Raw genomic sequence first — 10,141 nt, 5'->3', positions numbered from 1 at the left:
CTGAAGCCTTGCAAGCCCTGCCTTACCAGCCCGCGAGGGTGAAGTGGTACGATCAGGTGAAGGGCATAGGGTTTGCGAACGTGTTCGGCTTGGCTGATGACGTGTTCCTCCACGTCGAGGTTCTACGTGCTGCCGGGATAGCCAGCCTTGAGACCGGCGAGGCGGTCGCACTTAGGACTGTCCAGGGTGAACGCGGATGGATGGCGGTGGAGGTGGCGGACTGGGCGCGGTGTCCGAGCTGAGTTCTTTGATGCATCGGGTCGCTATGTACCCGGCAGGATTCCAGAAGCCCTGGAAGACCACTTTGGGCCGAAAGCCGTTATCTCCAGACAGCTTAGAACGCCTCTTGGTCTCATGTCTGCACTTCTGACACACCAATTGGTGACAAGAGGCCAAATTCGTCAGTTTGCCAACTCTTTAAAGAGTTCCACGAATAGTATGGGCTGCAACGCAGCGGGTGCGCTGAATGGATTGGACATTGCATAGATCGTGAAAAGTATAAGCCCGGTATAGGCTGCAAAGACCGAAATGAGCGCGAGGTTCGCGCGCTTGGGCGGAAACGAGTAATATCCCACAGATATAAGCAACACCCCGACGAGTGCGGCGGCCCAAAACATTGAATTGAGCTCTGTCTTGGCGTGATGTTCGCGCAGGTCTCTGTTCTCGGCGATCAGGTGGATTTTTCTCACCATGTTGTCTCTCAGGGAGACCTGCCTCGGCGAATCCGGAACGAGATCTAGAACGATGCTATAGGCGGCGTCCCATTGTGCCCAAGCATCGGGCGAAAGCTTTCCTTCTTCTCCAAGGGTTCGCCATTCTTCGGAGTGCACGATCTGAAGATACTTTTTCAGTGCATCACGGATATCACTCGCCTCGTCACCGTATCTCTCCGAGTCGTAGTAGATGTCCGAGATCGCGTTGACTTCGCTAGCGCTCTCGAACGCCAAAGAGTGATACTCGACCACTTCCGACGCGAAGACGAGTGCAAGAACAAGGCCATGGAGTGCGGCTACGCGGAAAAGAACCGATGCGGCGAGGTCGCGCGTTCGATCCTCGGGATCGGCTCCCAGGATCAGGCGTGATCCGAAATATGCGGCCAAGACCGCCGCGATCGTGCCAAGGATGATCCCTACACCTATGATCATTCGTTGCCTTCCGGAAATGTCGCACAGAGACTTCCAAAGGCCTAGACACTTAGATACGTCGCGACAAGGCATTTTGCCGTTTCAGACGGTGTTGCCCAACGGTAGACGAACTAGATTTTCCAAGTGAACTGGCGGAGAGCCGGTGACCGCTTCGTCCCGCACAGCGGCCCTTCAACCTGACCAGCCGTCGCCCCAACCTTTGCCCGAAAGACAACCACGCTCCCCCCCTGCCCCAAACACGCTCTCATGCCAGAGCATTGCAGAAATGGTAGCAGTGTTGGCCGTCGTGTACCGTAGGTTCGAATCCTACCGACCCAGCCAACTCACCTGAATAAATTGCGGTTCAGCCGGGCTATGCTTTGCTGTGTGGCAGGTTGTCGGTTGACCCAACCGGTGCCCCAGCGGGCTGGCAAGGCTTCATCATCATACCTCACAAGAAGCCACCACAGATGCTGGGCGTCGGTACGCAACGTTGCGTACCGAAGGCTGCATGCGAGGGACCTGTCTTTCAACGGGGGGCAGGCTCTCTGAAAGGGGTACGAGCGGTCTATTGCGTACGTTCATCGAGTGTATGGCGAACGGCAGTTTAGAGCCCAAAGCAGAAACATACAAATATCACTATATTTCTGCGTCAGTCGAAGGCTGATCCAATCCCAAACCCAAGCACACTGCTACCGCGGCTTGCCAGAGAACGAAGAAAACCGGTGTGAAGTAGGGGACTATTGTCAGCGGGAGGAGTAATCCGACAGCCGAGCCGACAAGAAGAGTACGCCGGGCAAATGAGACGTCCCGATACTGCGCCAAAACAACGGCTAACCCAGAGACGATAATCCCTGCGCCAATCAAGCCCGCTATTGCACCAACGAACGCTAAAATAATGATTTCCGTATTTGACGCATAGAAGGTTTGATAGAAGGTTTGTTGGATCAGAGATCCGTAAAAATAGAGCGTGCCCCAGTAGCTGATGAGCCAAGAGGCCCCAAATATGCCAATTACGAAATACCCGTGAAGAGCCGGGAGGCCTACCTGGAAGGCAAGGAAAGCACACATTGCCACCCCAAAGGGCAGGCCGGGCAAACTGGCAAGTAGCGCAGCTTCGTCTATTGTGCGCCCGTAGAAATGCGTCAATACCGCATAGGAAGAGAATAACCCTGTAATCGCACCCAGAGCAGCTAACAACAGAACTGGTTTTTTCTTCTTAAGGAAGTGTTTTCCCATTTTAGCAGACGATCGCGCATCGGAGCCGGTAGTCGCAAGTCAAAAAATTATGTGGCAAGGAAAGGCCATTTTGTCCCGCACATCAGACCTTAGCACCTTCTGCAGCGAACGTCTGCTTTCCGCCCGTTGTGCACGGATGGGATTTGCTTCGCTACCGGCCCAAGGCAGTCGTTCGTGGCCGATGCAGCGAAGGTCTGCTCCGAGCCCCTAGCGGCCGCTCAAGGTAAATGCAGAAAATATCCGCTCCGAGGTCATTTGCACCCCCAACACGGTTTGGAGTTTGCAAGTACGAAGAGGCAAAGCCTCTTCGCCAACATTACCTATTGTGTGACCAAGGGCTTCAACTTCAGTTCCTCAGCTGTCGCGGGGATGAAGCCATAGCTTTCGTATATGCCCTGCGCCTCTTCGGTGCCGAGCCAAGACAGATAGCGCATCGCATTGTAGGGATTGCGTCCAGTCGAAAGCGCTCCTATGGCGTAGCCGACGACGTCGCCCTTGTTCAACTCATCAGGGATCGCTACGCCGTCGATTTTGCGGTCGTGCTTCTTGGCCTCGATCACCTCAGTCGTCCAAACGATGCCGACGTCAGCCTCGCCCTTCTCGATCCGGTCCGGCGTTTCGCGGTGGTGGCGGGCGGTGAACCAGGTCTTGCCCTCCACGGCCCAGCATTCTCGGCAGTCGGCGCCTCCGGTGACCTTTTCGTACAGGCCAACATCCTTCAACATCTGGGAGCCGTAGAAGCGGAAGATGCCCTCGGATTGGGGGTTCGGATGGGATTGCACGAGGTCGTCTCTACCGAGGTCTTCGACACCCTTAATGCCCTTCGGGTTACCTTCTGCCACCATGAGTTCAAGCTTGTTGTGAATGTATGTCATGTAGTCATGCATGATCCCGTCCTGCGCCAGCCGCTGCAGGTGGTTTACCCGCACGGAAGCGTAGATATCGGGGTTCATGGCCGTGTCCTGGCCTTCGATCTGGCCCTGTTTGAGGATCTGTCCGTTCATGATCTGGCCTGGCGGGATCGTCTCTACGTAGATCGTTTCAATGTCGGGGTTCTTCGCCTGAAAGGCGGTGATGAGCTCTTCCATCACCATGAACTGGTTGCCGGCGAGATACATGACGAGGTCGGCGGTGTAGCTATCACCGACCTGGCCGTAAGCGACGCCATTGGCGGTAAAAGTGCGGTAATCGCTTCCATGGCCCGCATCGTCTTGTTGCGCGACGGCTGCAACCGAGACCCAAACTACTGCAATGGCAGCTACAATAACTTTCCTAAAAGACATGACTATCCTCCTCCCTACTCAGTTTGTATTCTGACGGTATCAGAAGCACGATCATATGCAAAATTTCGTTAAAAGCCTCTGGGCGCCAGTCGATCTCCGCATCATCTATGGGGATAAACACAGAAGTTTTTGTCGGCTTCATCTACAGATCGGCCATTTGTCCTGTTCGCAGCAAACGACAGCTTTGAGCCCGAACCAGGCGTTCAAATAGGCCTATTGCGCCACAGAGCAGCGAATGGTGGCTCTCAGCCCAGAGCGGACAGAGGCTTCATGATCTTCACGACGACGACACGGCCCAGCAGGACTGGGCCGTGCCTTTTGGAATAGCTCTAAATGGGTTCTAGTCGCCGATATCTATGGACGGATCATAAAATAGCCTTGATCGCTCAGTTCCATAAGCCGGATTATGCCCCCCGGGACAACTCGCGCATTCGTCACGATCTCGATGTCCTTGCCCGCTTGCTTGCTCATCCCCTTGATTGTGTTGCCACATGCAGTGAACGTTACGTTCGGGACGCTTGAACTGAAATTCTGCACGCGCTCCAGAACAGGTGAAGTATCGGTGCGGAGCATGTGAAGGCCTGCGTTATAGGCCACGATTTCGATTTCGTATTCCTCGCCGCGCTTGAGGAAGAAATCGGACAAGTTTGTCGCGTTGTTCAGGACTTTGTTGAAAGTTCCCGGACTATCGTCGCTTACCTGAATGACTACCCGGTGCATATCATGTGGCGGGGCGTCGTCATGGGCTGATGCAGGTAACGACGCGAGCGACCAAAAAGCGGCCAGAACGGCTGCCAGAGTTCTTGTGAATTGCATCTTTTCCTCCCGGTTGAGGCCCTCCGTGGGGCCGAATAATGCGTCGCCCGAGCAGTTGGAAGATAGATAGCTGCAAACGATGCATTCAAAAATTATGATCTATTTGATAAGAATGTGGCAACAGAATTCTTCAATGATCTGCTGTCCGCTTTGTCCGCACAGCGGTCGTTAGACTGGATGCTTGGTGCTGCCCTGCGGCGAAAGGCTGCTTTGTCCGCAGAGCGGCCCTTGATCCTACGATCTTCGAACGGCTCCTTCCGACCCAATCCGGGCTTAGGATTCAGACGTAGCGAAAGTCCGCTTCGAACATAGAGCCGGCGCGGAGTGATCCGGTGCTCAAGCACTAAGTGACGATGTCCGGACCAGGAGGATCAAAGTTACACGAAGATTGATCTGCATCAGCGTGATGGCAATGCGAGGTCAGTAGACGCTTTGTTCAGGAAGCGTTCAGCTTTTCCTGAGTAAAGGGGGGAATGCCATGAAAACCTATTTGATCATACTTTCGTGCCTTTTGGCTTTGCCTGTGGAGGCGTTCGCGCAAACCGTAATGATTGGAACGGTCGATGCTTACGAAGCAGGAGACTACACGGTCGACCCGTCGGCCCTTGAGAACTTTGATAAAGCTTTCGGTGAGCTGCTTTGCCAGCGCGGTAAGTTTGATTGTGCATGGAAAGTCATGGGGAGAGATGAACTTGTTCCGGCACTGAAAGCGAGAAAGATTGATGTGATAATTGCAGCGATACCGATGACCGAAGCTTTTGGGGACGGTGTCGAAACGACTGCTGCATATCTTTATCCCGATCCCTTCGCCATTGTTGGCCTGCCTGGGTTCGTACCATTCGGAAACGTTAAGACCGTGGCAGCGGTTCCTGATCCTGCAATTGAGGCTTGGCATGCCACGAGCGGATACAACATCCTCTATTTCCCAACGCTTGAAGAGGCACTTCGGGAGGTGGAGGGAGGTGGTGCAGAAATCGCTTTTGGTGAGTACGAAGATCTCGCTCCATTAGTAGATGCTACCGAGGGGCGCTTAGAAGTCTTGAATCCTGGACGCCATCTACGTCCCGGAGTAACGATGGCCCTGCGCTCCGAGAGTATCGATCTGCGTTTTGCAATCGAAGACCTGATCTATGACATGTCGAAGGATGGTAGTCTGAATGCCCTGAACAAGGAATTGCTCGGTAACGACGCTGTGGTCTGGCAATAGCCGCATGTTATGCGTTCATAGTATTTGGCTCGCTCTAGAACCTGGCATTTAATTTGAGCGCGGCACACAACAGCTTGATCCCGATGCCCTCTGCGACACGATATCTGACTAGGTGTTCAGTCAAGCCGTGTCCAGGTTCGAGCGACAGTCTGTCCAACTATAGAACCGCGGCGAGTCGAGGAAAGATTTCGCGGTTGAGGCAAAACTTCGGAAGCGACGCTATATCCGCAGGATACTCTAGCCACTTCATGCAGTCGGCCGCATGCCTGCATTTTTGACAGTTGATCATGCTCTCTCGGATTTCATATTCCACAGCCTTGGGAAGTCGTCGTTTCGGGAGATCAACGTCCAATACGCTCAGCATTCTTCGCCAAAGACTGACGCCCGTTTCAACAGCCTCTGGGTCGGGTATGCGAAGGTTTAGTGCCAAGGTGCGGGGCTCTCCATGTATTGAACTCAATACAACCCTACAGCCGATGTGCTTCTCATTCTTTGATCTGCCGCAATCGTTGAAACGGTTTTTGTCACAGGAACTCGGCTTGCGACGGCAGAAGGCTTGCCGTCGCGTTCCCCATGCCCGCTTATCATTGGTTGAAACAAATAGGGCGAGGACGGAGTGAGCAGAGTGGACCTTGATGTGCGCTGCAGCGGAGGACTGCTTTCCGCGCGATGCGACACTGACCACTTGCTGGTCCACGACGGCTGCTGCCAAACTCTCGCCATCGTCTTGTGCACACTGCCCCCATAACGAACGTAATCTTTTCCTCGGCCGAGTAGTGTTTGCGCGTCTTGCGCTTGATGCCTCTGACCAGCTTGTCAGCAGCCTCCTTCGATGTTCCGGATTTCTTGTTCATCTTCGCTCCTTAATAGCTTCGATGAACCAGAAATCCTCCGTTGCTCAAAACCCTAAATCTGTCCGGTGTGTGCTGACGTCAGACAATGCAGGGACGCATCCGAATGGACAATCCTCACCCTTAAAGTGTGGGGACCCTGCAAGGGGTGCTTGTGCTGCCTTCTGCAGGGCCTCAGTCTATCTGACATATGACAGGTAACGGGCGCCCAGCGGACCTACACTTCGTCAGATTGAACTGGCGATCTTCCGCGCCAAACAAGCCCCTAAGGGAGGATTTCCGCCCCTGGTGGCGAACCCACGTCGAAGTCAGCGTAAGGACCTTCACGTTGAAGCTTGATCAAAACAGCATATCCTGCAGCGCGCCCAAGTGCCCTCCAGGAGGATTATTTTGCGACTTCTGTCATGCTATTCTTGGATCGATTCCAAGTAATACGTGAGCGATAGCACCCGACCAACAGCGATATACATCGCGTCGCCCGGCTTCACGCCGCGATCTTCCAAGGCGTCTGTTTTGAAGTAATCGCCCCAGATCGGCATTTCCGACGCACCATGCCCCGGTGCTTCCATTCCCAGCGTGATCACCTGGTAAACATCCGCAAACGGAAACTCTCCGCCTGCGCGTTTGGTCAGTGTTGTCAGGTCAGGGGGTTTGACCGCGAACAGTTCTGCGACCGAACCCGTGCCTTTCGCATCATCGCCGTGACACACGGTGCACAGCGCACCATAGGTCGACTTCCCCAGCACAAGTGCGGATTCATCCGCCTGCGTGGCACCTGCCGAAATACCGACAGCAGTAATTGCAAGGATTGCTTTCATGTCCATTTGTCTTCTCCCTTACTTTGAGTTTTCGAAAAACCCTTTAAGAAATCACCCTTTCATTCCTGTTGCTTGTCGTTGGAACTGGCCAAAAATGCCGGACTTTATGCGATTACTGCGTTGATCCATGTCAAGCCATAGCCCAAGACCACTACATGCGGCCTGCTTCAACACTCATGCGTTCGCATAATGCATGCTACCGCCGGATATGAAGCGCGACGGGTCTTGGCCATATATAGAGCCGGTTAGTCCACCATTTGCCGTCTGGACTAAGCTTTGCAGACCGCCCGCCAGCTCGTCCAGTTCGCCACCCTCGACCCTGAAGCCTTGCAAGCCCTGCCCTACCAGCCCGCGAGGGTGAAGTGGTACGATCAGGTTAAGGGCATAGGGTTTGCGAACGTGTTCGGCTTGGCTGATGACGTGTTCCTCCACGTCGAGGTCTTACGCGCTGCCGGGATTGCCAGCCTTGAGACCGGCGAGGGGGTTGCGCTCAGGGCGATCCGGGGCGATAGCGGCAGGTTGGCGGTGGAGGTGGCGAACTGGGTACGGTGTTCCAGCTGAGTCCTTTGGCTCATTCGGTCGTTATGTGCTCAATAGCACTCCAGAAGTCTCGGAAGACCACTCTGGGTCCAAAGTCGCCAATATGCTGCAGGTCGGCAAATATCGGCTCCGCCGGAATTAGTTGACATAACACCTTGCGCGATTGTTCAATCAGAGGTGCAGATCGTGGAGCCTGAGGATGTCAGAGTTTCAAGAGCCGGACACTTTCGCCGCACTCGAGAAACGCGAATGGGCGAAGTCTGATGTAGCGCAGTCCTATGCGAAGGTGTTTGCCAAGGCCGCTGACATGGTTGTTCCCTACCTTGTGGCGGCGGTAGGGGCGCGGCCAGGTATCGTTGCGCTCGACCTGTGCTGCGGTCAAGGCAACGTGGCGGCGGGTCTATGCAAGGCAGGCGCAAGGGTGACAGGACTGGATTTCTCACCAGCCATGCTCGAGTTGGCGCGGGCAGCAGTGCCAGACGCCCGGTTCATCGAAGGCAACGCCATGTCCCTCGACTTCGAGGACCGGTCATTTGACGTTGTGACAATCGGTTTTGGGATGCCGCATGTTCCGGACCCGCCCAAGGTTTTGGAAGAGGCCCGCCGAGTTCTGCGCCCCGGTGGCCGTTTGGTATTTTCAGTATGGTGTGGGCCTGAAGTCGACACTGCCCTAGGTTATGTTTTTGGCGCAATTGGCCAACACGGTGCTCCTCACATTGCCTTGCCACCAGGACCCGGAGCGAATGACTATGCTGATCCAGCAATAGCCATTCCTGCGCTGGAAAAGGCTGGCTTCAAAGATTGCCGTCAGCGCACTGTCGCATCGAAGTGGCACGTCAGCGACCCCGGTTCGCCTTATGATTACTTTCTTGAAGGAACGGCTAGAGGCGGTGCCCTGTTGCGTCCTCAACCCCCGGCCTATGCGGCAGCTATACGAGCGGCAGTTGTGGCAATGGTTCTGGAAAAGCACGGGCCGGGACCTGAATGGGACGTGCCAATTCCCGCAGTTGTGACTGAAGCGACCGCAGCGTAGACAACTATCGCGATGCAGGTCTTCGTCAATACATGCGTTTCGGAGTCCGATCCGGATGCCCGCTTCGTCCCGCACAGCGGCCCTTCAACCTGACCAGCCGTCGCCCCAACCTTTGCCCGAAAGACAACCACGCTCCCCCCCTGCCCCAAACACGCTCTCATGCCAGAGCATTGCAGAAATGGTATCAGTGTTGGCCGTCGTGTACCGTAGGTTCGAATCCTACCGCCCCAGCCAACACTCGCAGATAAATTGAGATTGTTCCCTCCAAGTTGAGGGTAGTCTTTTTGTCCGAATGGTCTGCCCCAGCCGACGGCCCAAGCCTTGAAAAGGATTGACCCGAAGGTTGCCCCTACGTCAACTTTGCAATAGCATGTGACGGGTATCGGTTTGCCTTGATCACCAGTCGTTTGCCGACGAACCCTGATTGGATGTGATGCTACAGCAAGACGACCTTCTGCATGCCATAGACCTCTGTTACGAAGCAGTCGCGGCACATGATGGTTTCCAGCGCGTTGTATCGGAGCTGGGAAGGCTTATCGCGGCGGATGCGGGCGACATGGTCACCGAGGACATCCTTGCAGGCACCACCGACACAATGGGCAGTTTTGGCTTCGATCCGGCCTATCGCGAAAACTATGACTTACAACACCTTGGACAAAACCCATGGGTCGGCACACTTGCCGCAGCGCCGATGGGACGGTTCCATGGCAACGAGATCGATCCGCCAGATTTCTACAACTCTGCATACTACAGCGAATGGGTAAGGCCGCAGGGCTTTCACGGGACGATCGGTGCCCTGCTTGCCTTTGGCGAGGGCAAATGGACATGGCTGGGCTTCACACGCAGGGCCGAGCGGGACGGTTTCGATGACGTAAAGGGCTTTTTAGACCAGCTTTTCCCGCATCTGCAGCGCGCCTTTGCTTTCCAGAACGAATTGGATGTTCGGTCCGAACAACACCGCAATCTGATCAACCGGATCCCCAAGCCGGTGCTGCTGATCGGCCCGGACAGGCGCGTGATCGAGATGAACGACCGCGCCGTGGATCATCTGGACAGCGGCCGCTTCATCCAGCTTGACCGCTTGGGGCGACTGCGTGCGATCCATCCCTGCGTGGACAAAAGTTTGCAAACGGCTATCAGTTCCGCGCTTGACGTCATGTCACAACCCGAGGCGTTCCAACGGCCGTCTGGCGGGTTGAGCCTGCCAGACAGGAAAGGCGATGCCGCGAT

Annotated in this window: 11 protein-coding genes; 5 read left to right on the top strand and 6 right to left on the bottom strand. The window is 55.1% G+C overall.

The genetic code is table 11. From position 1 onward, the window contains the following. The coding region (locus ACFQ3C_RS18725; RefSeq protein WP_380795175.1) for a cold-shock protein at positions 1 to 242 on the top strand (242 nt) is incomplete at its 5' end. A 159-nt stretch (positions 243 to 401) separates the two neighbouring features. On the opposite strand, the gene ACFQ3C_RS18720 is transcribed toward ACFQ3C_RS18725, so the two are convergent. The 4 genes from ACFQ3C_RS18720 to ACFQ3C_RS18705 all read right to left on the bottom strand — a co-directional run bounded on the left by ACFQ3C_RS18720 (position 402) and on the right by ACFQ3C_RS18705 (position 4,462). Continuing rightward, a complete protein-coding gene (locus tag ACFQ3C_RS18720; RefSeq protein ID WP_380795173.1) occupies positions 402 to 1,145 on the bottom strand; it encodes a bestrophin-like domain in 744 nt (247 codons plus the stop codon). A gap of 618 nt (positions 1,146 to 1,763) precedes the next feature. Further along, entirely contained in the window at positions 1,764 to 2,363 is a 600-nt protein-coding gene (locus ACFQ3C_RS18715; RefSeq protein ID WP_380795170.1) for a hypothetical protein, read from the bottom strand. 320 nt (positions 2,364 to 2,683) lie between these two features. Then, positions 2,684 to 3,646 carry a molybdate ABC transporter substrate-binding protein gene (locus tag ACFQ3C_RS18710; protein WP_380795168.1) on the bottom strand — a complete coding sequence of 321 codons (963 nt, stop codon included), beginning with the start codon at positions 3,644 to 3,646 and terminating at the stop codon, positions 2,684 to 2,686. Positions 3,647 to 4,000: 354 nt separating this feature from the next. After that, positions 4,001 to 4,462: a DsrE family protein gene (locus ACFQ3C_RS18705; RefSeq protein ID WP_380795166.1), complete on the bottom strand. Its 462-nt coding sequence runs from the start codon at positions 4,460 to 4,462 to the stop codon at positions 4,001 to 4,003. Positions 4,463 to 4,940: 478 nt separating this feature from the next. Here ACFQ3C_RS18705 and ACFQ3C_RS18700 point away from each other — a divergent pair, with 478 nt between their 5' ends. Next, complete coding sequence (locus ACFQ3C_RS18700; RefSeq protein ID WP_380795163.1) at positions 4,941 to 5,669, top strand: transporter substrate-binding domain-containing protein; 729 nt, start codon at positions 4,941 to 4,943, stop codon at positions 5,667 to 5,669. 157 nt (positions 5,670 to 5,826) lie between these two features. On the opposite strand, the gene ACFQ3C_RS18695 is transcribed toward ACFQ3C_RS18700, so the two are convergent. Both ACFQ3C_RS18695 and ACFQ3C_RS18690 read right to left on the bottom strand, forming a co-directional pair. Next, positions 5,827 to 6,354, bottom strand: coding sequence for a DUF6455 family protein (locus tag ACFQ3C_RS18695; protein WP_380795177.1), 528 nt, complete (start codon positions 6,352 to 6,354; stop codon positions 5,827 to 5,829). A gap of 573 nt (positions 6,355 to 6,927) precedes the next feature. Further along, positions 6,928 to 7,344: a c-type cytochrome gene (locus ACFQ3C_RS18690; RefSeq protein WP_380795161.1), complete on the bottom strand. Its 417-nt coding sequence runs from the start codon at positions 7,342 to 7,344 to the stop codon at positions 6,928 to 6,930. A gap of 270 nt (positions 7,345 to 7,614) precedes the next feature. On the opposite strand from ACFQ3C_RS18690, the gene ACFQ3C_RS18685 reads away from it, so the two are divergent. The 3 genes from ACFQ3C_RS18685 to ACFQ3C_RS18675 all read left to right on the top strand — a co-directional run. Then, the gene (locus tag ACFQ3C_RS18685) at positions 7,615 to 7,899 is read left to right on the top strand and encodes a cold-shock protein (RefSeq protein WP_380795159.1); all 285 of its coding nucleotides are present in this window, start codon (positions 7,615 to 7,617) and stop codon (positions 7,897 to 7,899) included. Positions 7,900 to 8,077: 178 nt separating this feature from the next. Next, a complete protein-coding gene (locus ACFQ3C_RS18680; protein ID WP_380795156.1) occupies positions 8,078 to 8,911 on the top strand; it encodes a class I SAM-dependent methyltransferase in 834 nt (277 codons plus the stop codon). 433 nt (positions 8,912 to 9,344) lie between these two features. Further along, positions 9,345 to 10,141: hypothetical protein (locus tag ACFQ3C_RS18675; RefSeq protein WP_380795153.1), on the top strand; the 797-nt coding region annotated here is incomplete at its 3' end.

The sequence above is a fragment of the Seohaeicola saemankumensis genome, from assembly GCF_042678485.1.
Lineage (GTDB): Bacteria > Pseudomonadota > Alphaproteobacteria > Rhodobacterales > Rhodobacteraceae > Seohaeicola > Seohaeicola saemankumensis.
Note: the sequence above shows the minus strand (reverse complement) of the source record. Positions and strands in the feature narration are given on the sequence as shown.

Bases quoted from the DNA above. Each gene is read 5' to 3' on its own strand.
- ACFQ3C_RS18680 (WP_380795156.1), top strand. From the start codon at position 8,078: ATGTCAGAGTTTCAAGAGCCGGACACTTTCGCCGCACTCGAGAAACGC.
- ACFQ3C_RS18690 (WP_380795161.1), bottom strand. From the start codon at position 7,344: ATGGACATGAAAGCAATCCTTGCAATTACTGCTGTCGGTATTTCGGCA.
- ACFQ3C_RS18710 (WP_380795168.1), bottom strand. From the start codon at position 3,646: ATGTCTTTTAGGAAAGTTATTGTAGCTGCCATTGCAGTAGTTTGGGTC.
- ACFQ3C_RS18720 (WP_380795173.1), bottom strand. From the start codon at position 1,145: ATGATCATAGGTGTAGGGATCATCCTTGGCACGATCGCGGCGGTCTTG.
- ACFQ3C_RS18705 (WP_380795166.1), bottom strand. From the start codon at position 4,462: ATGCAATTCACAAGAACTCTGGCAGCCGTTCTGGCCGCTTTTTGGTCG.
- ACFQ3C_RS18715 (WP_380795170.1), bottom strand. From the start codon at position 2,363: ATGGGAAAACACTTCCTTAAGAAGAAAAAACCAGTTCTGTTGTTAGCT.
- ACFQ3C_RS18700 (WP_380795163.1), top strand. From the start codon at position 4,941: ATGAAAACCTATTTGATCATACTTTCGTGCCTTTTGGCTTTGCCTGTG.